The sequence below is a fragment of the Arachidicoccus sp. BS20 genome (assembly GCF_001659705.1).
Taxonomy (GTDB): Bacteria; Bacteroidota; Bacteroidia; order Chitinophagales; family Chitinophagaceae; genus Arachidicoccus.
Genome location: NZ_CP015971.1, coordinates 690,700 through 714,509 on the forward strand (window position 1 = coordinate 690,700; position 23,810 = coordinate 714,509).

General features: G+C 38.4%; 22 protein-coding genes. 8 read left to right on the forward strand and 14 right to left on the reverse strand.

Annotation, left to right across the window (positions count from 1 at the left end):
- Positions 1-59: 59 nt before the first annotated feature.
- The 12 genes from A9P82_RS03165 to A9P82_RS03220 all read right to left on the reverse strand — a co-directional run bounded on the left by A9P82_RS03165 (position 60) and on the right by A9P82_RS03220 (position 14,133).
- Positions 60-1,271: an inositol-3-phosphate synthase gene (locus A9P82_RS03165; protein ID WP_066204117.1), complete on the reverse strand. Its 1,212-nt coding sequence runs from the start codon at positions 1,269-1,271 to the stop codon at positions 60-62.
- 149 nt (positions 1,272-1,420) lie between these two features.
- Positions 1,421-2,581, reverse strand: coding sequence for a mannonate dehydratase (gene uxuA / locus A9P82_RS03170; RefSeq protein WP_066204120.1), 1,161 nt, complete (start codon positions 2,579-2,581; stop codon positions 1,421-1,423).
- 125 nt (positions 2,582-2,706) lie between these two features.
- A complete protein-coding gene (locus A9P82_RS03175) occupies positions 2,707-3,516 on the reverse strand; it encodes an SDR family oxidoreductase (protein ID WP_066209531.1) in 810 nt (269 codons plus the stop codon).
- Between the two features lie 8 nt (positions 3,517-3,524).
- A complete protein-coding gene (locus tag A9P82_RS03180; RefSeq protein ID WP_066204122.1) occupies positions 3,525-4,451 on the reverse strand; it encodes an alpha/beta hydrolase in 927 nt (308 codons plus the stop codon).
- Positions 4,452-4,463: 12 nt separating this feature from the next.
- Positions 4,464-5,831 (reverse strand): MFS transporter, encoded by a 1,368-nt coding sequence (locus A9P82_RS03185; protein ID WP_066204124.1) that lies wholly within the window; start codon positions 5,829-5,831, stop codon positions 4,464-4,466.
- Positions 5,828-6,490, reverse strand: coding sequence for a bifunctional 4-hydroxy-2-oxoglutarate aldolase/2-dehydro-3-deoxy-phosphogluconate aldolase (locus A9P82_RS03190; protein ID WP_066204125.1), 663 nt, complete (start codon positions 6,488-6,490; stop codon positions 5,828-5,830). The genes A9P82_RS03185 and A9P82_RS03190 overlap by 4 nt, the downstream gene beginning before the upstream one ends.
- A gap of 182 nt (positions 6,491-6,672) precedes the next feature.
- Positions 6,673-7,686, reverse strand: coding sequence for a sugar kinase (locus A9P82_RS03195; protein ID WP_066204126.1), 1,014 nt, complete (start codon positions 7,684-7,686; stop codon positions 6,673-6,675).
- A gap of 16 nt (positions 7,687-7,702) precedes the next feature.
- Positions 7,703-9,115, reverse strand: coding sequence for a glucuronate isomerase (gene uxaC / locus A9P82_RS03200; protein ID WP_066204128.1), 1,413 nt, complete (start codon positions 9,113-9,115; stop codon positions 7,703-7,705).
- Positions 9,116-9,296: 181 nt separating this feature from the next.
- On the reverse strand, positions 9,297-11,771 hold the full coding sequence (locus A9P82_RS03205; protein WP_066204130.1) for an AsmA family protein: 2,475 nt from the start codon (positions 11,769-11,771) through the stop codon (positions 9,297-9,299).
- Between the two features lie 9 nt (positions 11,772-11,780).
- Positions 11,781-12,137 carry an ArsC family reductase gene (locus tag A9P82_RS03210; RefSeq protein WP_066204132.1) on the reverse strand — a complete coding sequence of 119 codons (357 nt, stop codon included), beginning with the start codon at positions 12,135-12,137 and terminating at the stop codon, positions 11,781-11,783.
- Positions 12,138-12,231: 94 nt separating this feature from the next.
- Positions 12,232-13,002: a pyridoxine 5'-phosphate synthase gene (locus A9P82_RS03215; RefSeq protein WP_066204134.1), complete on the reverse strand. Its 771-nt coding sequence runs from the start codon at positions 13,000-13,002 to the stop codon at positions 12,232-12,234.
- 6 nt (positions 13,003-13,008) lie between these two features.
- Positions 13,009-14,133, reverse strand: a complete 1,125-nt coding sequence (locus A9P82_RS03220; protein ID WP_082915198.1) for a serine hydrolase domain-containing protein — start codon at positions 14,131-14,133, stop codon at positions 13,009-13,011.
- Between the two features lie 60 nt (positions 14,134-14,193).
- On the opposite strand from A9P82_RS03220, the gene A9P82_RS03225 reads away from it, so the two are divergent.
- The 5 genes from A9P82_RS03225 to rnr all read left to right on the forward strand — a co-directional run bounded on the left by A9P82_RS03225 (position 14,194) and on the right by rnr (position 19,378).
- Complete coding sequence (locus A9P82_RS03225; protein ID WP_066204137.1) at positions 14,194-15,009, forward strand: DUF3822 family protein; 816 nt, start codon at positions 14,194-14,196, stop codon at positions 15,007-15,009.
- A gap of 98 nt (positions 15,010-15,107) precedes the next feature.
- Positions 15,108-15,647, forward strand: coding sequence for an RsmD family RNA methyltransferase (locus A9P82_RS03230; RefSeq protein ID WP_066204139.1), 540 nt, complete (start codon positions 15,108-15,110; stop codon positions 15,645-15,647).
- A 60-nt stretch (positions 15,648-15,707) separates the two neighbouring features.
- Complete coding sequence (locus A9P82_RS03235) at positions 15,708-16,277, forward strand: 5-formyltetrahydrofolate cyclo-ligase (RefSeq protein WP_066204140.1); 570 nt, start codon at positions 15,708-15,710, stop codon at positions 16,275-16,277.
- On the forward strand, positions 16,267-17,355 hold the full coding sequence (gene lpxK / locus A9P82_RS03240) for a tetraacyldisaccharide 4'-kinase (protein WP_066204142.1): 1,089 nt from the start codon (positions 16,267-16,269) through the stop codon (positions 17,353-17,355). Before A9P82_RS03235 ends, lpxK begins: the two co-directional genes overlap by 11 nt.
- Positions 17,327-19,378 carry a ribonuclease R gene (rnr, locus tag A9P82_RS03245; protein WP_066204144.1) on the forward strand — a complete coding sequence of 684 codons (2,052 nt, stop codon included), beginning with the start codon at positions 17,327-17,329 and terminating at the stop codon, positions 19,376-19,378. Before lpxK ends, rnr begins: the two co-directional genes overlap by 29 nt.
- A 24-nt stretch (positions 19,379-19,402) precedes the next feature.
- Here rnr and A9P82_RS03250 read toward each other — a convergent pair whose 3' ends face one another.
- Positions 19,403-19,873: a nuclear transport factor 2 family protein gene (locus A9P82_RS03250; protein ID WP_066204145.1), complete on the reverse strand. Its 471-nt coding sequence runs from the start codon at positions 19,871-19,873 to the stop codon at positions 19,403-19,405.
- A 112-nt stretch (positions 19,874-19,985) separates the two neighbouring features.
- Between A9P82_RS03250 and A9P82_RS03255 the strand changes: the two genes are divergently transcribed.
- The 3 genes from A9P82_RS03255 to A9P82_RS03265 all read left to right on the forward strand — a co-directional run bounded on the left by A9P82_RS03255 (position 19,986) and on the right by A9P82_RS03265 (position 22,463).
- Complete coding sequence (locus A9P82_RS03255) at positions 19,986-20,339, forward strand: winged helix-turn-helix transcriptional regulator (protein WP_066204147.1); 354 nt, start codon at positions 19,986-19,988, stop codon at positions 20,337-20,339.
- A 132-nt stretch (positions 20,340-20,471) separates the two neighbouring features.
- A complete protein-coding gene (locus A9P82_RS03260) occupies positions 20,472-21,464 on the forward strand; it encodes an aldo/keto reductase (RefSeq protein ID WP_066204149.1) in 993 nt (330 codons plus the stop codon).
- Between the two features lie 81 nt (positions 21,465-21,545).
- Positions 21,546-22,463 (forward strand): DUF72 domain-containing protein, encoded by a 918-nt coding sequence (locus A9P82_RS03265; protein ID WP_066204151.1) that lies wholly within the window; start codon positions 21,546-21,548, stop codon positions 22,461-22,463.
- Positions 22,464-22,549: 86 nt separating this feature from the next.
- Here A9P82_RS03265 and A9P82_RS03270 read toward each other — a convergent pair whose 3' ends face one another.
- Positions 22,550-23,803 (reverse strand): nucleoside permease, encoded by a 1,254-nt coding sequence (locus A9P82_RS03270; RefSeq protein ID WP_066204153.1) that lies wholly within the window; start codon positions 23,801-23,803, stop codon positions 22,550-22,552.
- Positions 23,804-23,810: the final 7 nt, after the last annotated feature.

Sequence of the window (23,810 nt, forward strand, 5' to 3'; positions counted from 1 at the left end):
AAAATCCCGACAGAAATTATTATTCTATCGGGACTTCTTATATCAATATTTCTGAAAAACTAATTCACGCCAACCGCTTCTTTTTTCAATTGCTTGCTGGTAGAATCGGTCAGTCTTCTTTCTGCCAAAGCATGACATTCTTCTATCGCATGACTGAACATCATTTGCTCAGGGGGTGTTTTTTGCGTAGCAGCTGACGGTCCGCGCAATGCGCCTGCCAAGCCCATTTCACGTGCTACATATACATAACGAATTGCATCAATTACCACACCGGCTGAATTTGGAGAATCCTGTACAGATAGTTGTGCATCAAAAATAACCGGAGAACCCATGAAACCTTCCAGTTCCAAACGGAAATTCGCCACTTTATTATCGCCATAATAAGCAATGTATTCAGAAGGACCTGCGTGCAGGAAACTTCCTTTTGTAGAAATACCGCGAATATCGTTCTGTGCGCGAATTACATTTTCTTTGGAAATTTTCTTGCTCTTTAAGCGGGTTTTATCTTCCATATTCATAAAGTCTGTGTTTCCACCTACGTTTCTCTGAATATGCGCTCTTACCACATGCCCGCGTTCAAATGCCAGCTCCTGCAACATTTGCGACAAGATGCTTGCACCGAATTGACTTCTCATATCGTCGCCGATAATCGGAATGCCTGCATCAATAAATTTCTGTTCCCATTTAGGGTCAGACGCAATAAAAACAGGAATACAGTTTACTAAAGAAATACCAAGTTCCAAACAAATCTCTGCCCAAAATTCAGTTGCTTTTTGAGAGCCTACCGGCAAATAGTTCAACAAAACTTCAACTTCATGTTCCTGTAATTGCTGAATAATTTGCGCACGTAATGCTTCTACATGTGCTGCATTATATGTTTGATTTTTGTTCAGTAAATCCGTATCCGCTACAGCTTCATTTACCACAAATCTTGTGTCTTCCGGATACTCAAGCATCAAAGGAGAAACACCATCCAGCACAGGTGCCGGATAAACAGGTGCTTCAGTTGCAATATTGTCGTACAATACAATAGCGCAGTTTGGTTTTGTAAAAATAGCTTCTTTCAATGGCTTGCCTATTTTGCGTGTATCCACTTCAAAACCGCAAACAAATTCAATATCCGATGCCGTATATCCACCGATATTATCCGACATCAAACCCGATTTTTCTTCGGGATGTGCAGTATAATATTCAACTCCCTGCACAAGAGAACTGGAACAGTTGCCAACTCCGACAATCGCCACCTTAATCTTATTCTTTAATAATGACATCTTAAACAGAAATTTATTTTAATGTTGCTGTAATAAAAAAATCATGCAAATTTAATGCATATCAATGAATCTAAACGTATTTTTTATACGAATGGCAAATCTTTACAATTTCAAGACCGAAAATGCGCGTGTTGTTTAATTTATTCTTTTTAATAATTGCTCAGCCTTTTAATTGCCGTTTCCATTCCTTTAATTTCCGCCAAACCTTTTAACCTTCCTACGAAAGAATAGCCGGGATAACTGTCAATATCATTATCAATATTCAATTGATGCCCGTGATCGGGCCGCATGGGAATAATTTTGTTTTCGCTACGTTCTAATTCCGTTGCAAGTTTTACAATGCTGAATAAATCGGCATCGCCTGCAAGATGATCTGCTTCAAAAAAGTTTCCTTCATTATCTCTTTGTGTGCTGCGCAAATGCAAAAAATAAATGCGGGAAGAAAATTCCTGAAACATTGCCTGTAAATTATTTTCTTTTCGTGCGCCGTAAGAACCGGTGCAAAAGCATAAGCCTGCGATTTTTGACGGGACATTTTCAATCATTTTTCTTACATGATTGGCATGGCTCATAATGCGCGGCAATCCCAAAACAGGAAACGGCGGGTCGTCAGGATGAATTGCCATTTGCATATTTGCCGCTTCCGCAACAGTTGAAATTTCGTTGAGAAATAAAAATAAATTTTGTTGCAAGGTTGCTTCGTCAATGCCTTTGTATTCGTCCAACAAAGACAATATTTTTTCTTTTGAAAATGCTTCCTTGCTGCCCGGAAGTCCCTGCATACAAGCCTTTGCGAGATTTTCTTTTTGTTCGGCAGAAAGATTGTCAAAATAATTTTTTGCTTTCGCAATATCACTTTCGGAATAATCTTTTTCTGCATCAGGTCTTTGCAAAATGAATAAATCAAACGCCACAAAAGGCAGCCATTCAAAACGCAAAGCAAAACCTGTGCGCGTTTCATAATTCAGGTTCGTTCTCAGCCAATCCAGCACAGGCATAAAATTGTACGTAATTACATAAATGCCGTTTGAGCTCAAATTTTGTAAACTAATTTTATAGTTTTCAATCCATTGTTGATAATTGCCGTTACGTTTTTTAATATCTTCATGCACGGGCAAACTCTCTACAACAGACCATTTCAACCCTTCGGCTTTAATCATTTTTTTTCGTTCTTTGATGGCTTCATCCGTCCATATTTCGCCTACGGGAATTTGGTGCAAAGCCGTTACAACGCCCGTGCAGCCAGCCTGCGCAATATCTTTTAAAGTAACGCCGTCGTTTGGTCCGTACCAGCGCATTGTGTATTCCATGCTTTAATGTTTTCTGTTATCAGTTACTTATTATCGGTTTATATCGTGAGTCGTGATACGCCAGTCGTGAATTGAATATGCTATTATCTCGTTTCAAATTCCCCTTTCGGGGGATTGAGGGGGCTTTACACTCCACTAAACACCGTGAACCCACCATCGACCATTACGGTGCTTGCCGTAACAAATTTAGACGCATCGCTCAAAAGCCACACCAGCGCGCCGTTCAGCTCTTCCGGCTTACCGAAACGGTTGAAAGGTGTATTGGCAATAATTGCATTTCCTCTGTCTGTTAATGAACCGTCGGAATTGGTTAATAATGTTCTGTTTTGTTCCGTTAAAAAGAAGCCCGGCGTAATGGAATTCATACGGATTTTATCGCCGTATCTGCGCGCGGCTTCGACTGCAAACCAACTTGTATAAGTGTCGATTGCCGCTTTGCCCATACTATAACCTAAAACTTTAGTTAATATGGTTTTCGAGCTTACGGATGAAATATTGACAATACTTCCGCCGTTTTCTTTCATCGCCTGCCCGAAGATTTGTGTAGGAATCACACTGCCCCAAAGATTGAGCGACAACGCTTTTTGCATACCTGCAATGTTCATAGAAAAAATATCATCATTTGCCTGTAAAATTCCTTCAGGAACATTGCCGCCTGCTGCATTTACCAATCCGTCAATTTTGCCGTAAACGGAAAGAATTTTTTCTCTTGCTTCCACCAGTTGAGCCTCTTCCATTACATCTGCCTGAATGCTCAAAGCTTCGCCGCCTGCAGATTTCACAGCTTCTTCTTTTTTATTCAGTCGTTCTTTGTTGCGCCCAATAATTACCACTTTTCCTTCTGCTTCCGCAATCGCCGAAACGAAAGAACCGCCTAAAATTCCCGTGCCGCCGGTTACAATAATCACTTTGTTTTTTAATGAAAAATCTGCCATATTATTTTTTAATTTTTTGTAGATAAATAATGATTGTGTTGCAGCCACAGCTTCAGCCTGTCCGTCCAATTACCGTTAATCCTCTGAAAGTCTTGTCCGAAACCATGTCCGCCGTTTTGATAAATATGTAATTCAGCAGGAACATGATTTTTCAACAACGCCTCATAATAATCAATACTGTTTAAAGGATTGACAACATTGTCGTCATTTGCCAAAAATAAAAACGCAGGCGGCGTGTTTTCAGTTACATTTAGTTCATTAGAAAATTTTTGCTCCAAAATTATACTTGAATTTTTGCCGAGAAGCGCATCGTGGCTCCCCATGTGTGTAATTTTTTTATCCATGCTGATAACCGGATAACCGAGAACAGAAAAGTCGGGGCGCAAAGAAATATGCTGCGGATTATCAATGACCATATCATTATAAAGCGTAGATAAATTTGCCGCCAAATTTCCACCCGCCGAGAAGCCCATGATACCAATTTTAGAGCTGTCGATATTCCATTTTTTTGCGTTCATTCTTACCAATTGAATTGCACGTTCCGCATCCTGCAAAGGACCGATTGTTTTGTCAGTCATAATATCATCACTTGGCAATCTGTATTTCAGTACAATCGCCGTAATGCCCCATTTTACAAGCGTTTCAGCAATGCTTGTCCCTTCCCAGTTAAATGCAAGAATCGTATATCCTCCGCCCGGACAAATGATAATTGCCGTATGCTGGTCAATATTTTTATCGGGATGAAAAACCGTAATTGTAGGAACACTTACTTTGCTTATTCTGATAATTCCATCTGTTCCCGTATCTGCTTTTTCCCTGTATGTCGCAGAGGGCTTGCTATTGGGAACTTTATTATACAAAGGAATTATTTCTTGCGCCATAGAAAACCGATGAAAGAGAAAAATAACGATAATTAGCAGAACACATTTTTTCATACCTGTTTTGTTTTATAAATCCGTTATTAATTTATATTTCGGAACCAAACTTTTCATAATAATCCAAGCCAGCAAATAGGCGATTGCACAGAATGCAAACACAATAGTATAGCCGGTTGCAAGATGCCCCTGCGCTTTGTAATAATCAAATAACCAACCGCTTATTTTCGTAACCAAGTAGCCGCCTACACCGCCTGCAAGTCCGCCAATACCGGTAACGCTCGCGACAGCTTTCTTTGGAAACATATCGGAAACAGTAGTAAAAATATTTGCCGACCATGCCTGATGTGCCGAGGCGCCAACACCAATCAAAATTACGGGAATCCAAAAACTATACGCGCCCAAAGGTTGCGCCAACAAAACCAATAAAGGGAATAAAGCAATAATCAACATGGCACGCATACGACCATCATAAGGTTTGCAACCTGTTTTCTTAATAAAATAAATGGGAAACCAGCCACCGAAAATACTGCCAAACATCGTCATGGTGTACAACACAGCCAACGGCAACATCACTTGCATATCTTTAATACCATATTGGTCGTTCAGGTATTTCGGCAACCAAAACAGGAAAAACCACCACACGCCATCGGTTAAAAATTTACCGATAAAAAAAGACCATGTCTGATTGTACTTTAACAATTCAGCCCAACGAACCTTTGTTTTTTCAGAAACCACTTTTATTTCATCGGCATCATCGCTGTTGATATAACTGAGTTCTGCTGCAGAAAGCCGCTTCTGTTGTTCCGGTTTTTCATAATAAATCTTCCAGAAAATAAGCCAGACAAATCCCGCAGCGCCAATGATGATAAACGCTGACTGCCAGCCCCAATTCTTCTCAATCCAGGGCACAGTCAATGGAGCGAGTATCGCACCAATATTAGCTCCCGAATTAAAAATGCCTGTTGCGTAAGCTCTGTCTTTTTTAGGGAAATATTCTGCCGTTGTTTTGATAGCAGCAGGAAAATTGCCCGATTCGCCAATAGCCAGCACGGAACGACCAAACAGAAAACCCAATACCGAAACGGGAATGCCGGCGATGCCAATCCATCCTAACACAACGGATAGTTTTGTCCCGATAGGAATTGCGAGTGCATGAATCATCGCACCGAGCGACCAGATAATTAACGCCCAGGAATAACCTTTTTTCGTTCCGACTTTATCCACAAATCTCCCGGCAAACAATAAAGCAATCGCATATACTAATTGGAAAATCCCCGAAATGTTGGCATAATCCGAATTTGACCAGTGGTACTGCTTTGACAAACTTGGCGCAAGCAAGCTCAATACTTGCCTGTCCAGATAATTGATTGTGGTAGCGGCAAACAGCAATGCACAAATTGTCCATCGAAATTTTCCAACTTTTTCGGTTACGCTCATAATTTATTTTTTACTGATTGAACAATATCCAAAGCTTTTTTCGCAAGTGATTTTATCGCGTCATAATCTTCACTCTGCATCAACTTTTTACTGATTAATTTACTGCCCATTCCAACAGCAACTACGCCGGACTTAAACCAATCCTCGATATTTTTTTCATCCATATCCACACCGCCTGTAGGCATAAAATTCATCCCGGGAAACAAATCTTTTACGGCAGATACGAAAGCAGGCTGCAACAAATGACCGGGAAATAGTTTGACAAATTTGACGCTTTTCAATTCTGCATTATTGATTTCCGTCGGCGTCATACAACCCGGAATCCACGTAGCTTCACGACTTTTTACCACTTTCCAGACTTCTTTTGAATAACAAGGCGAAACCAAAAAATCAGCGCCGGCGTCTAAATAATTTTCTGCGTCATCGGAATTTTTAATAGTGCCTACGCCTAAAATCATTTCAGGAAAATCTTGACTCTTCGCTTCAATTATTTTTTTAAAATTACTCAGCGCCTCACCGCCGCGATTGGTATATTCCACAATACGGATACCCGCGCTGTATAAGGCTTTCATCACATTCAAACTAACTTCTTCATTTGGATGAAAATACAATGGAAGAATGCCTTGCTGCTTGATGGCTTCAAAAATTTTATTGTTCATTTGTTCAGTTTTTTAATGAAATGTTTTGCAATGATTTGATAACGTTTGCACGTCATTCCCGCGCAGGCGGGAATCTCATATCTCGCCACAAGCGAGATAAAGCTTTACTGTTCGGCTGTAACCGAACAAGAGATTCCCGCCTGTGCGGGAATGACGGAAAAGCGTGTTCATATTTCACTTCCCTATTCAATTTTATTTATTCTTCTTTCAATATCTTCTACACGTTGATTCGTGTGGTCGCCAATTTCATACAACTTCCCGATAGCTGCGCCGGTTGCAAAATCAACAGTTTGCTGTAAAGATTTTTTTTTGTACAAACCATAAATTACACCTGCCATAAAGCAATCGCCGGTGCCGGCTTTATCCACAATATTGTCGTATATTTTTTCTTTGGAATGAACAAATTCCTTCTTATTACAAACTGTAGCAAAATATCTTACAGTTTCATTTTCCTGATTAAAACGAAAAGTATTAACAACCGTTTTACACGCTGGGAACTGCGACATGATTAACTTTGAAGACTTTTCTGCTTCTTGCAGAAAATCATTCTGTAAAGAAAAATTACTTATATTATTACTTAATTCAATGCCCAACATTTTATTTGCCGCCCAAATATTCCCCATGATAATATCGGCATAATTGGCAAGCGCAGGCATCACATCAATCGGTTCTTTTCCGTACTTCCACAGTTTTTCACGATAGTTCAAATCGAGCGAAACCGTGATATTTTTTTGCTTCGCAGCTTTTAATAATTCTCCGCAAACATCCGCCGCACTTTGTGAAACAGCAGGCGAAATTGCCGTCAAATGTACGTGAGACACCTCTTTCAATTTTTCGTTCCAATCAATAGTATTCGGTTGCAATTCAGCGAAAGAAGAGTGTGCTCGGTCATAAGTTGTGCCCGCGCTTTTCAAATCAGAGCCTTGTTGTAAATAATACAAACCGATGCGATTGCCACTTCTGATACTCGCAGAAGTATCAATATTTTTTTCTTCGAGATAAGCAATAATTTTTTCCGCAACAAAGTTTTCGGGAAATGCACTGCAATATTTTACAGGAATGTTCCATGCGCTCAAAGCAAAAGCCACATTGGCTTCCGCGCCGCCTACATAAGACTTAATAATGGAATCGTGTCGCCAGTTTTCCGACAACGACATTCGTAACAATATCTCTCCGAAACAAAAAACTTTACTCATTCAAACATTCACTTTTTTAGATAATATTTTCCCAGCCGAAATAACTTTTCGCGTTATTAAAACAAATATCGCCTACTATTTTTTTAATCCATTCCATATCGTTCGGCAATTCGCCGTTCACAATGTCATCGCCAAACATATTACACAAAATTCTTCTGAAATACTCGTGGCGCGGGAAAGACAGGAAGCTGCGCGAATCGGTAAGCATACCAACAAAGCGACTTAATAAACCCATATTTGACAATGTGGCGATTTGTTTTTCCATGCCGTCTTTTTGGTCGAGAAACCACCATGCAGCACCATATTGAATTTTCCCCGGCACAGTTCCATCGTTAAAATTTCCTGCCATTGTAGCAAACAATTCATTGTCCGAAGGATTGAGATTGTACAAAATAGTTTTTGTCAAAACGCCGCGTGCGTCCAGACTTCCGAGAAATTTGGATAATGATTTACCTTGCGAATAATCGCCTATGGAATCGGCACCGACATCTGCTCCGGCTAATTCTTGCAAGCGAATATTATTGTTGCGCAGCGCACCGAGATGATATTGCTGCACCCAGTTTTTTTCGTAATCCCATTCGGCAAAATGGACGAGCATTGCAGATTTGAATTTCGCATTTTCTTCCGCAGAAATGGATTTCCCGATTCTTATTTTATCAAAAATGGTTTCAATTTCTGTATCAGTATAATCCTCGGCGTATAAATGTTCCAAACCATGATCTGAAACTTTGCACCCAACGGAAGCAAAAAAATCGTGGCGTGATTTCAAAGCTGCAAGATATTCCTTGAAGCCTGTAACAGACGTATTTGTAACTTTTTCCAACCGTGCCACATAATCGTTGAGCAACCTTGTATTGCCTGCGTTCATTGCTGCATCGGGACGAAACGCAGGCAATACGGGAATTTCAAAGCCATCATTCTTTATTTGTATATGAAATTCGAGGCTGTCGCACGGGTCATCTGTCGTGCAAATTACTGCAACATTCATCTTGCGGAGCAAATTACGAACGGAATATTCTTTTGTTTGTAATGACGAAGACGTGGTTTCATAAACCTTTCGTGCAGAACGCTCATTTAATAAATCATGTATATCAAAATAGCGCTGCAACTCCAGGTGTGTCCAATGATACAGCGGATTGCGCATAGTATAAGGAACTGTTTTTGCCCATTGAAAAAATTTTTCTTCATCAGGCTTGTTGCCGGTAATATAACTTTCATCAACGCCATTTGCTCGCATCGCACGCCATTTGTAATGGTCGCCGCCAAGCCACACTTCCGTAATGTTTTTGAATTGATAATCTTTTGCAATCAGTTCCGGCGGTAAATGATTGTGATAATCTATAATAGGCGCTTTTGCTGCAACTTCATGATACAATATTTTCGCTTCTTCGCTGTAGAGTAAAAAATCTTTTTCTAAAAACGTTTTCATTCAATAAACAATTAAGTTCGGCAATTTACAAAACGAATGATAATTTGTTTTACAAAATGTAAAATAAATTTGAGTAAACGTCATCAACTTATATACTCAGCAATATAATTTGATAGATATTAAAGGAGTTACAAATAATGAAAAAGGGTAGTTATATACGCAGTAATCGCCACAACATTTTTTAATCATTATTCATATCTTCCTTTTGCGGCGCTTTGTGAAAAGGGTCCCACACAAGTCTTACTTTGCCCGAAACATCGTCACGCGCACGCAGATGAACAACAATTCCTTTGCGTACTTTTTTCCCTTGTGCTCTTCTTTCTTCTGCCTTTTGCGGGTCGCGCAACGGCACATCGATTCCAATATCAGTTCCTTTGTCTATGGCATATACACCTTGTAGATTCAGCTCAATCACGTTCGAGGCAATCGTCATCGGCGGTATTGTAATCTTTCCGTCGCTGATGGAAAAATTATTCCGAATGGTTTTAAAAGCAACATTGGCAAGGTCGCGTTTTTTAAAAACATATTTCTGGACAGATAGCAAAGGTTTGTAATTGATAAGATGTCCATCCGTCAATACAAAAGAAATTTTTCCGTTCAGAGAATTTTTTACGAGGTCTGCCTGTTGCGTAAGATTTCCCTGTACATCAACGTTTGCAGAGAATGAGCCGTCTATATTTTTCGCGGTAAGCGAGCTTTGTCCGAAATCGGCAAATGCCGTGAACAGTTTGTCCACATCTACGCCCTGCGCATTTGCTTTCATGCGGAAAGGCACTTCGCTCCTGCCCTGCGCCGCGGAAATAGTTGCATGGATATTTCCGCCGGCAAATTTTACATTTGCATTGTTCAACGAAAGATTGTCGGGCGAAAGATTTGCCGTAGCGTCTAAATCATGAGCGGAAAAAGTTTTATAAGCAATATTCGCTACGCGCAAATGCAGATTTGCGGTGCTGTTGCGCATAATGTACTCTAATTTTTCGTTGATATTTTCCAGCGACTGATTGCTGTTTTTACTGCCCGTTTTCTTAGGCGCATCAATCATTCCTTTAAATTCGTCCAACGCCAAATGTTTGCTTTCAACATTCCAGTTAAATACGATTTTGCCGGGGTTGGTAAAATACAAATTCATAAAATTTGAAGCTGAACCGCTCATGCTTATATCGCTTTTCAGCGTAGCTAAAGTGGTGTTATCAAGTATCAAATTATGCTTATCAAAAACGAGATTTACATTTCCTTTTTGAAAATGAATATTGCTTGGAACGTAGAAAAACGCTGCATTTTCTATATGAATTTTTCCTGTGAGTGTGTGCCCCAAAGTATCTTGCGGAACAATGCCTCCATGATAATTTATATTAATATTTGTCCTGCCACTGTCGAAGAAAAATGTACTGCCGGAAATGCCGTTCAGTTTCTCAACAGGGAAGTCCGAAGTCAGTTTGAAATCCAGCAAGGGATGCGTCAAATTAAACATTCGTACATCTTTCATTTTAACGGGAATGCCGTAAAACAAGGCATTTAAAGAATCTAAAGCAATCTGTGAATTATCATCGCCATGTCCTTGATTCGGAATCACATTGTTGTAATAAGCGCCTGTGAATGTCGCATTTTGCATCACGCCAAACGGCGCGGTAAAATCATTGTTTTTTACTTGCCATTTTGCAAGAACAACAGGATCGTCCGGTCCGCTCAAATGCCCGTCAACCGTGGCTTTTACGGAAAGATTATTTTTAAGGTTAAATGGTTGCAAGGTTTTTTGCAGCTTCTGTGTGAGAATGGAAACAGCATCTTTAAAACCAATCGAAGGCGCATGGATATTGAGCGAATATATTTGCGGATTATTGCCGAAATTAAAGTCTGCACCAATCAATAAAGTTGTTCCATTAATCTTTACTCGCTGTACGGGCATGGATAAATCTTTCTTTTCTTTATGAAAAAGTAAATGAAAATCTGCATCAATATTTTTATTACTTAAATAGCCGCCTTTGTTCAGATTAAAGCCAAGCTGCGCCACATGAATTTTTGAATCGGCGTGAATATCCATGCCGGTTTCGGAAGAATGAATGCTACCGTTCATGCTGTTTACAGTAAACAACAATTGTTTCGGTTTGGTTTTATTTTCTATATTGAACGTAATATTCTGCAAGCCGAAATTTTCAAAATCAATTCTGTTATTATTTTTCTTCTTACTCGCAGAATCCTTACTGCGCTTGAATTTCAGCAGATAACCATTGCTGAAAGTTGAATCGCTAAACAAATGAAAAGTGCCGTTTGCCAATGTTACTTTAATAATTTTCGGATGCCTTGTGAGCAAAGAAAAAATATTCAGCTTTACATAAGCCGATTGTACATCAATCAAGTTAATGTGATAAGTTGTGTACAAACTGTCGCTTAACGTAACGCCGTTCAACTCAACAGCAAGATTGGGAAAGCCGCGCAGCAACACAGGCTCCATATCGTTGATATGAAAATTTCCGTTGAGGTTTTCGCTAACCTTTGCAGATATTTTTTGCAGCAGTTCCTGTTTGTGTGAATGGATGTACCACGATGTTCCAAACCATGCTAAGACATTCAACAACAAAAAAGAAACAAAAACAATCACAACGATGCGAAGCCCTTTAGGCAGGCGTTTCCAGCGATTTGTTTTTGTTTCATTCATACGCAAATATTAATGTTTCCAATGAATAGCGTTGTACAAGTTTTCTTCAAAACCTATTATTACAATTTCATTGCCAAGTTCAATTACGGGACGTTTTATAACACTTGTTTTTTCCTGCATCAATGCAACAGCTTTCTTTTCATTCGTAATAGCGTTTTTGGTTTCTTCGTCCAGACTGCGCCAGGTTGTTCCTTGTTTGTTCAATAATTTTTCCCAACCAACCTGAGAAGCCCATTCCTTCAGCTTTTCAGCCGAAATGCCAAGCTTTTTATAATCGTGAAATTCATAAGGAATCTTGTGCGCGTTCAGATAATCAAACGCTTTCTTCATCGTGTTGCAATTTTTAATACCGTAGATTTCGTACATGGTTTTATTGTTGTTTGTTATCAGTTTTCTGTTGTCCGTTTTTGAATATTCTATACTTAAACAATTTCCTCATAATCCTATAAATCCGCCCAAATCATGGTTCAGATATTTGTCTTTTATACATCTGAATCGTATTCTCAAATCCTAAATAAATTGCATCTGCAATTAACGCATGACCGATAGAAACTTCATCAAGATAAGGAATGTTTTGCTTGAAAAATTTCAGGTTGTGCAAGTCCAAATCATGTCCTGCGTTCAAGCCCAAACCCAATACCTGCGCACGATGCGCGGCTTTTATATATTCTTTAATTGCCTTATTTTTATCAACTAAATAATTTGTTGCATAGCTTTCCGTGTACAATTCTATTCTGTCCGTTCCTGTAGTTTTCGCAGCTTCGACCATTTCAACAATCGGGTCCACAAAAATGCTCACGCGGATATTTTCTTTCTGAAAAACGGCAACCATTTCTTTTAAATAATCCTGATTTTTTATTGTATCCCAACCGTGATTACTTGTGATTTGTCCGATAGCATCAGGAACTAAAGTAACCTGGTCGGGCTTAACTTCCAACACCAAATCAATAAATTTTTGCTCGCGGCAATTGCCCTCGATATTAAATTCCGTTGTGATAATTTTCTTTATTTCACGCACATCGCTGTAACGAATGTGGCGTTCATCAGGACGCGGATGTACGGTAATTCCGTCTGCGCCAAAACGCTGCGCGTCAATCGCAGCCTGCGTTACATTCGGATTGTTGCCGCCGCGGCTGTTGCGCAACACAGCGATTTTATTGATGTTTACACTGAGCTTAGTCTGCTTTGGTTTCCAAATATATACTTCAAATTTTTGTATTTCATTTTCCATATTTTTCTATTTATCTGTTACTTTAAAAAGTTCAAAACACAGCGCATCAATCATATCATTTTTAGGATGAAATGCCGAAACATTACTCAATACAATTATCGCGTTTTTCTTTTCAATATCCATTATCAAACAGGAACGATAACCCTCAACGCCGCCGTTGTGCCAATAATAAGTATAATTCGGAATTACATTTTTATTCCATCCCAACGCAATAGAATTAACAGTATTGATTTGGAAAGTCGGCTGATGCAATAAATTATTTACTTCGTTTTGATTAAAATTATCCACCACAAATTTCGACAAATCATTTACCGAAGAATAAATTGAACCGCAACCTTTATAAATTTCCGAAAACTCCCAAAGCCTTGCTGTGTCGCCATTTACGTTCAATCCTTCAACCAAATAATTTTTTATTTCATTTCTATTTGTTGTGGAATGATTCATTTTTAATGGCTCGAAAATTTGCTGCTGCAACATTTCTTCGTATGGTTTCTTTTCAACTTTCGACAATAAATAAGCCAACAAACCTGCGCCGAAATTTGAATAGGCATATTTTGTTCCCGGCACGGATTGCAATTTCAAACTGTCCGTCAAATCTGTTTTTAAATCTGCATCCGAAAAATTTGCATAAGGATTATTACTGCCTTTATCGGCAATTGCCCAAATTTTATTTGATAAGCCCGGCAAGCCCGATGTGTGATTGGACAACTGTTTCAGCGTTATCTGCACATTATCTTTTAATGGATAACCTAAAATTTTGTCGACCGTTTCATCCAAACTTACCTGATGATTCACAACTGCACGAGCCAATAAAGTGGAAGTAAAAACTTTCGTAATCGAACCGATTCCGAAAACAGAATTTGCATTATCAATATCTTTCAGCGTATCATTTTGTTTAACGATACCGCGGAAAAATTTCACTTTTCCGTTTTCGATAAACGCAATTGCAAGCTGCGTTCCGTCCGGATAAAAATTCGTGTATTTATAAATAGTATCTTCCAAATTATAGTTATTCATTTTTATTTGAGAAAGATGATTGACAACCTTCGTTTGTGCGAAACCCGCATGAATAAAGAGAAACGCAACCGCAAATAAATAAACTGTTTTCCGCATCATAAAAATTCTTTTCATCAAAGTTAATCAAATATTTATCGTGCCGGTTTCGTAACATTGCAGGCAGAATAGTTAATTATGTTGCAAAAAACTTTTGACGTTCATCAGGGAAAAATACCGGACGGTTTTCTTCATTTGGAAGTCGGCGCGGCGCACGTTGCGCTCACGGCTTTTGATGAAAATAAAATCGCTTCGCACAATTTTGAGTTTTACAGTTTCGATGCGAATGATGATTTTGAAAATGTATTGTCGCAGATTTATGCGCAATCATCCTTCTTAAAACACGATTACCAACAAGTAAAAATTGTTTGGGAAAATGCCCGTGCGCAGTACATTCCTGTAAGTTTTTATAACGATTCCATGAAAGATTTAGTTTATCCTTTCGTAGAAAATAGCTTGGTACAACAAAAAAGATTACTGCAAAAAAATGATGTGTTTGCTGTTCCGTTTTCAGTTGATGAAGAACGTTGGAATCTATTGCACAAAACATTTCCGCAAGCAAAAGATGCACACAAATATTATGAAATTATTGAACAGTCTTTTGCTTCTCCGAACGATAACAAACTACATTTATTGGTCATTTTTTATCCCGAACATTTCATCATCAAGGCAAATAAAAACGGGAAATTGCAGTTTATTAATGCCGTAAATTTTTCTTCGGGAACAGATGTTGTTTATTATTTGCTGAATGCTACAAAGCAGCTTGTGACAAGCATTTCAGACACTTTGGCAACTTTATCGGGATTGATTGACGGCGACTCGACTTTGTTTCAGGAAATTTATAAATACATTCCGCATATTGATGTTGACAGCGCAGAAAATGCAGCGTTTTTAAAAGAAAATTTCGGCGAATATCCGTCACATTTTTTTGTACCGTTTTTTAAATACGCATGAGTCCGTCATGCTGAACTTGTTTCAGCATCTGAGATTCCGAATTGAAAATCGGCGAAGCCAAACATGTTCGGAATGACGGAACAATTTAATCGTAAGTTATGAGAATTATATCAGGAAAATTCGGCGGAAGAAAAATAAACCCGCCTGCGAAAATGCCTTACACGCGCCCGACAACGGACATTGCGAAAGAAGGCTTGTTCAACATTTTGCAAAACCGCATGAGCTTTGAAGATATCAAAACGCTTGACTTGTTCGGCGGCACAGGCGCAATCAGTTATGAACTTGCTTCGCGTGGTGCCAATGATTTAACAATTATTGAAAAGGATGCAACGATGTCTGAATTTATCAAACAAAATATTGCGTTATTGAAAATCGAGAATGCGCGTGTGTTGCGTTTGGATGTGTTTCAATATCTCGAAAGTTGCACCGATGAATTTGATTTTATTTTTGCGGGACCTCCTTACGCGCTCGGAACAATTGATGAAATTCCTAAACTCATTATGGAAAAAAAGCTGATTGCGGAAGACGGTTATTTTGTGCTGGAACATACGCCACGCAACGATTACAAAGATTTTAAAGGTTACAGTTTTCAAAGAAATTACGGCACTACAATTTTTTCTTTTTTTGAAAAATCATAGCCACGAATGCACGAATAATAGTTCAATTTTTATTCGTGCATTCGTGGTATATAAAATAAAATGACAAAGCAAGAACTTCGCAAAATATATCTTGAAAAAAGAATGAGCATTTCGTCCAAAGAAAAACTCAAGTTGGACGATTTGTTGCTGATTCAGTTTCAGCGTTTGTCGTTTGATGGCGTGCAGGTTTTAATGAGCTATTTTCCGATGGCAGAAAAGAACGAACCGAATACTTTGCTGTTTTCAAATTATTTGCGGCACGCGATTCCGAACCTCGAAATTGCTTTTCCTAAATCCGATTTTACATCCAATGAAATGCAAGCTGTTTTGATTGATGAAGAAACCGTTTATCAAAAAAATAATTATCAAATCACAGAACCGACAAGTGGAAAAATCATTAAGCCGACAGACATCGATTTAATCTTCGTTCCGCTTGTAATGCTTGACAGCAAAGGGTTTCGGGTGGGTTACGGAAAAGGGTTTTACGATAAATTTTTAAGCAAATGCCGCGAAGATGTGTTAAAAATCGGTTTCAGTTACTTCTCTCCAGTTGAAGAAATATCCGATGTTCAGGAATTTGATATACCTTTAGATTATTGCATCACGCCCGACAAGGTTTATGAATTTTAAAAAAGTTTTACGGCTTCTTACATTTCCTGTTTCCATTATTTATGGTTCTGTAATTCACGTCCGGAATTTTTTGTTCGACAAAAAAATATTACGTTCAACAAGTTTTGATATGCCCATCATTTGTGTCGGAAATATTTCTGTCGGCGGAACAGGAAAAACGCCGATGGTGGAATATTTAATTAAATTATTACAACAACAAAATTTGCTGCAAGCCACAATTAGTCGGGGTTACAGAAGAAAAACAAAAGGATTTTTAATTGCAAATAAAACAACAACTGCCAATGAAATCGGCGATGAACCAATGCAGTTTCACACAAAATTTCCTGATGTAAATGTTTGTGTCGGTAAAGACAGAGTAAATGCCGTTCAACAATTTCTGCAGTTAAAACCCGAAACAAAAGCCATCATTTTAGACGATGCTTTTCAACATAGAAAAATTACAGCGGGGCTGAATATTTTATTAACTGATTATAATAATTTATTTTACAAAGATTATTTTTTACCGACAGGAACATTGCGCGATCAAAGAAGTTCTGCAAAGCGTGCAGATATAATAGTGGTTACAAAATGCGACCATGATTTATTGATTAATAAGAAAGAAAAGATTATTAATCAGATAAATCGTTTCAATCAAGGTTATATTTTTTTTACAACTATCAATTACGGAAAGCCTTGCCACATCAGCGTTTCAGAAGAATTTATTTTGAATAATGAAACGCATTATATCTTGGTTCATGGCATTGCGAACGCAAATTCTTTAAGAAATTATATCGCTTCTTTCGACAAAAATTTTGAAGAAATTTCGTTTAAAGACCACCACAATTTTACGCAAAATGATATTGAAAAAATAATCGGAATCTATCAAAAAAAAACCGGAAAAACGGTTATTATTACAACCGAAAAAGACGCGGTTAAATTAAAATGGTTTAATGAATTATCCGCGTTACCTTTATATGTGTTGCCGATTGAAACGTCTTTTCTTTTTAATCAAAAAGATGATTTTGACAACACGATAAAAAACTTTGTTCTCCAATTCAACAATAACAACAATGAGCAAAAAGCATCAGCCAAAGCCTAAAAAAAGAACACATACAACTACGAAAAATACTGCATCCGTTGAGCTGAAAGGTACGCTGGACTTGACTCGCAGCGGAATGGGTTATGTAATTATAGATGGTTCAAAAGACAAAGACATTCTTGTCCGCCAGCAAGATTTAGGCGTTGCATTGAGCGGCGATACGGTTCGCGTGAAGATTGTGAAGCAAAGTCAAAGCGGCAGAAAAGAAGGTCGAATTACCGAAGTTATTCAACGCAAGCAAACTGAATTTATCGGAAGACTAAGCGTGCAGGAACATTTTGCATTCTTCATTGCGGCAAGCGAAAAACCAATGCCCGACATTTATATTCCTAAAAATAAAATCAAAAATACACCCGACAATTCCAAAGTAATTGTACGACTAACCGAGTGGGAAAACAATAAAAAGAAACCTGTGGGCGAAGTCGTTTCCGTAGTTACGGAAGAGCAGGAAAATGATTTTGCCATGAAAGGTATTATCGCTGAAAACGGCTTCAGCATTGAGTTTCCGAAGGAAGTGATGCACGAAGCGAATAAATTAACGGATAAAATTCCTGATGAAGAAATTGCAAAACGCAAAGACTTTCGCAAAACGCTTACGTTCACGATTGACCCTGTGGATGCAAAGGATTTTGACGATGCTATTTCCATAAAAAAGTTGGACAAAGAATGGTATGAAATAGGCGTTCACATTGCAGATGTAAGCCATTTTGTAACGCCCGATACGGAATTGGACAAAGAAGCATACAGCCGCGCAACGTCTGTTTATCTGCCCGACAGAGTTATTCCGATGTTACCCGAACATATTTCAAATGTGTTGTGTTCGCTGCGCCCGAATGAAGACAAGCTCACGTTTTCAGCAGTTTTTATCATCAATAAAAAAGGAAAAATCAAAGAACATTGGATTGGCAAAACCGTGATTCATTCCGATAAAAGATTTACGTATGAAGATGTGCAGCAAATCATTGATACAAAAGAAGGATTGCTGAAAGATGATGTTTTACTGTTGAATGAAATCGCCCAAAAGCTACGCGCAGAAAGGTTTTCCAATGGCGCCATCAATTTTTCGTCGCAGGAAGTCCGTTTTAAATTAGACGAAAAAGGCAAACCCATCGGCATTGAAATTAAAGAAAGCAAACCCGCGCATCAACTGATTGAAGAACTAATGTTGCTGGCAAACAGATATGTGGCGACTTATGCCGCAGGCATTAAAATTCATGGCAAACCGATTCCTTTTCCCTACCGCATTCACGACCAACCCGATGAAGCGAAGCTGGAAAATTTTATTCCGTTTGCAAAAAAATACGGTTATCATTTCGATTTGTCCACGCCCGAAGGTATTGCCAAAAGCTTCAACGAAATGTTGGAAAAAGCGCACGGAAAGCCGGAACAGCACGTGTTGGAGCAGTTGGGTATACGCACAATGGCGAAGGCAATTTATACTTCGGAAAACATCGGGCATTACGGATTGGGTTTTGAAAATTATTGTCATTTCACTTCGCCCATTCGCCGTTATCCCGATGTGATGGTTCACAGAATTATCGAAGATTGTTTAAAAAATCATCCGCAAGTTGATAAAAAATTAGAAGAAAAATGCAAGCATTGCAGCGATAAAGAACGCGCTGCAATGGATGCCGAACGCGCTGCGAATAAGTATAAGCAAGTGGAATATATGCAGCAATTTTTGGGCGATGAATTTGAAGGTATCATCACAGGCGTTGCAGAATTTGGCTTTTGGGTAGAAACCGTTGAACAGAAATGCGAAGGTTTGGTAAGCGTTCAGAGTTTAAATTTTTATGACGATTTCAGATACGTTGAATCTGATTATATGTTAGCCGGAAGCCGCTCCGGGCGCAGGTTTCAGATGGGCGATAAAGTTTGGATAAAAGTAGTTGCTGCAAATCTGGATAAACGTCAGCTCGATTATGAATGGGTTTTAAAATCGGATTCGACAAAGAAAAAAGAAAAAACTACGACTACGAAAAAGAAGAAAAAAAGCAATGTGGGACAGAAGAAAGAGAAATAGTTTTTATTTATTTCTCTTTTCATTTTAACTTTTCAGATTTCTAAGATAATTATCTTCAATCAATTTTACATTTCCTTCCTGAAAAATCGGTATCATTTGGAGTCTTGAAATTTTCCATCCGTCATTTGTTTTCTGTAATTCGTGATAATATTTTGCATAAATATTCCAGAAGTCAGCGCCCGAATCCAGTTTGTGCAACGCTCTTCCATAAGAATGGACTTCAGCCTTTTTCCCGAAAACCGAAACTTCGTGATTGAAGCTCAAGTGCATTGTTGTCATGTTTTTATAGGCGATTTTGCTCCAATTAACCAAGTCTTCTTTTTTTAATGTTTGAGAAGGTTGAACACCGCCGAAATCAATAGTTATTTCATCCGCAATTTGCGCTGATTGAAGTTCATGATTTTTTCTGTCGCCACTGTTTACCAGTTTGTAAATTGTTTGAATAATTGCAATTATTTCCGTCGATACATTTTCTGTAATTAGTTGATTGCTCATGTTTTTTGTTTTTAAATTTGTTCGGCAAAATTAAAATACAACACAGGACCCCGCAATAGGTCGCCCGAAAATGACCACATTCATTTTATAATTAATTCAAAAACAAATAAAAATGGCAAGTGAACGTAAATCAACATCCACCGTTGCATTAAATGAATATCTTTTGGGCGAATCATGCAGATTTAATGAAGTGTTGTTGCTGATTTCGCCACGGTGGAAAATGCAAATTCTTTTTTCTATATACGACGGCATCAACAGATTCAGTTTATTGAAAAAAGAATATCCTTCACTCTCAAAACAAATCTTGGGCAAAAGACTGAAAGAGTTGGAAGCCGAAGGATTTGTAACAAAAGAAATCAATGAAAAAGTAGCGCCTACCACAATCAGTTATTTCATAAAACCTAAAGGCAAAGCCTTGTTGGACATAGTTCCGAGATTATGCGAATGGGGCGACAAGTGGATATAAGAACGATAAAAAGTATCAAAGAGAATGCAGAAAGTGATGCTCAATTCTTGACACTCACTTCAAACTTCCTTCAATTTTTTACCTTTACTTGCAACTAATTTCAGTTATTTTTTATAACCTAAAATATCAGTTATGGCACTTAGAAAATTAGGAAAAACAGATTTAGCATTAACGGAAGTAACATTCGGCGCATGGGCTATCGGCGGATGGATGTGGGGTGGAAACGAAGGCAATGACGCGGTTTCAGCGATTAAAGCATCTATCGATAACGGCATTACATCTATTGATACCGCGCCGATTTACGGACAAGGCGAAAGTGAAGAACTCGTAGGCGAAGCTATCAAAGGCGTTGCGCGCGACAAGATTCAGATTGCGACCAAATTCGGTATGCGCTGGGATTTGGAAAAAGGCGATTTTGTGATGGACAGCAACAAGAACGATGGTACGCCAATTAAAATTTATAAATACGCAGGCAAAGAAAGTGTTGTCTATGAATGTGAGCAAAGCCTCAAAAGACTTGGTACAGATTATATCGATTTATATCAAATCCATTGGAACGATAAAACTACGCCGATTGAAGAAACATACGAAGCTGTTCTTCGTTTGAAAGAGCAGGGAAAAATCAAAGAAGCCGGCGTATGTAATTACGATGTTGAACAAACAAAGCGAGCCAATGCAACCTGTCCATTGGCTTCCAATCAAGTGCCTTATAGCTTGGTTAATCGTGATATTGAAAAGGAATTGATTCCTTATGTACTGGAAGAAAACATCGGCATATTAGCATACAGCCCTTTGCAGCGCGGGCTTTTGACAGGAAAATATAAACCCGGACATACTTTCAACGAAGGCGATACACGCGCAGGAAACAGATTTTATACCGATGAGTATATTATAAAAGTCAATTCGTTTTTGGGTAAAATAAAATCTCTTGCCGATGATAAAAATGTATCGCTCGCACAATTAATTTTGCGCTGGACATTAGAACAGCCGGGCATTACCATTGCATTGGCGGGTGCAAGAAATGCCGAGCAGGCAACCGATAATGCAAAAGTTTTGGATTTAAAATTGACAGAAGAAGAATTGGGTTTCATCAATCAAAAAATTGCAGAATCCGATTTGTACTAATTATTTAGTTTAAGTAAATTTTGATAAAAAGTCTTGGTGCGAAACATCAGGACTTTTTACTTTTGGACAAACAAAAAAACTATGGAATACGGCAGTGTGCAGGAACATGAGTTGGAAAATATTGATTTCAATCTGCCGGAAGATTGTAAAGAAAACAGCATTATTCTTAACGGCAAGAGAAATGATTCTTTTAAAATCCACATTGGTTTGCCGCGTTGGAACAATCCTGAATGGAAAGGGAAAATATATCCGACGAATGCAAAAGATTCGGAACTTCTCTCCTATTATTCCGCAAATTATAATTGCATAGAACTGAATGCGACCTGGTACAAAATACCGTCATTGCAAAACATTCATTCCTGGAAAAATTTGGTCAAACAAAACGAAAATTTTTTGTTTTGTCCGAAGATGATTAAAGATGTAACACATACCAATTCTTTGCCCAACAATAAAAATCTTTCGGATTATTTTATCGATACAATGAGAAATTTTGATAATTATCTCGGTGCGATTTTTATACAGCTCAACGAAACTTTTGCGCCTACGCGTAAAAACGAATTATTTAGTTACCTCAAAACTTTGCCCAACGATATTCCGTTCTTTTTGGAAGTGCGCCATCCGCAATGGTTTTCGGATAAAAATATCAATAAAGAATTACTTAATTTTTTGGAAGATAACCGCATCGGTATTATTATCACAGATACAGCAGGCAGGCGCGACGCCGTACACATGAGCCTTACAATTCCTAAAACTCTTATCCGTTTTGCAGGAAACAGTTTGCACGCATCTGATTATGCAAGAATTGATGATTGGGTTGAACGAATAAATTTTTGGATGAACAATGGCACGGAAGAAATTTATTTCTTTATTCATATGCCGAATGAAATGCTCCTTCCTGAATTGACCATTTATTTGATTGATAAGCTGAACGAAACTTGCGGCTTAAATATTAAAAGACCGCAGTTAATAAACGATACGCCGCAGCTAAGTTTGTTCTAATGACTTAAATATAAACTTAATAATCGATTACTTCATCAGACAGATATATTAACTAAAGAAATAGTCAATCAAAATACGGCTACTGTTTAATGATGAAAACTTTCCAGCGTTCCCTGCTCATGCTTATTCTTAAACACAACCGGGAATACGATTGACAGCACCAGCGCGTACAAGGCGAACATTATCCAAATGCCTTTCCAGTCTTTATCGCCGTTACTTAGAATAAAATATTTATCAATCAACACACCGCTTGTAAAACTGCCGATGATTGCACCAAAACCATTTACCATCATCATAAACAAACCTTGTGCGCTCGCACGGATTGTTTCATGCGTTTGTGTTTCGATGAATAATGAACCGGAAATATTGAAGAAATCGAACGCCATTCCGTAAACGATACAGGAAAGAATTATCATCCAGAAATTATCGCCGGGATTCCCATAAGCAAACAGTCCGAAACGTAATACCCACGCCACCATACTCATCAGCATCACATATTTGATTCCGAATTTTTTCAGAAAAAACGGAATTGCCAAAATGAACAAGGTTTCCGAAATCTGGGAAATGGACATCACGACCGCCGAATGTGTTACCATAAAACTATCGGGATAATCTTTACCGAAATCTCCTAAAAATGTATCGCCGTAAGCATTAGTGAGTTGCAACGCTGCGCCAAGCAGCATGGAAAACAAAAAGAAAACAGCAAAACGTTTATTTTTAAAAAGCTTGAAAGCGCTCAATCCCAAAGCATCTGCGAAAGATTTGCTGCGCATACTTTTTCCCAATGGCGGACAATCGGGCAGCGAGAATGAATAAACGCCCAATAAAAAAGAAACTGCACCCGCAATGTAAAACTGGTTGGCTGAATTTTCATTTTTTGTAAGACTTACCAACCATAATGCAACAATAAAACCGATTGTTCCCCAAGTACGAATCGGTGGAAACGCTTTTACAACATCATCGATGTTATATTTTTTTAAAGAATTGTAAGACACCGTTATCGACAGCGAAAGCGTGGGCATATAAAAAAACATATTGACAAGCATCGCCCAAAAGAAGGTAACAGGATTATTGATTTGCGGCAAATAACACAGCAGCACAGCAGCAAAAATATGCAACGTTCCGTATAGCTTTTGCGCGGAAATCAATCTATCTGCAACAATGCCCATCAATGCGGGCATAAAAACAGCTGAAATACCCATCGTACCGAAGATTGCGCCGAATTGACTGAACGTCCAGTGCATTGTGTTGGAACAATATTTCCCCACAGTCAGCAGCCACGCGCCCCAAATAAAGAATTGCATGAAATTCATTGCAATCAGCCTCAGCTTAATGTTCATTGCACAA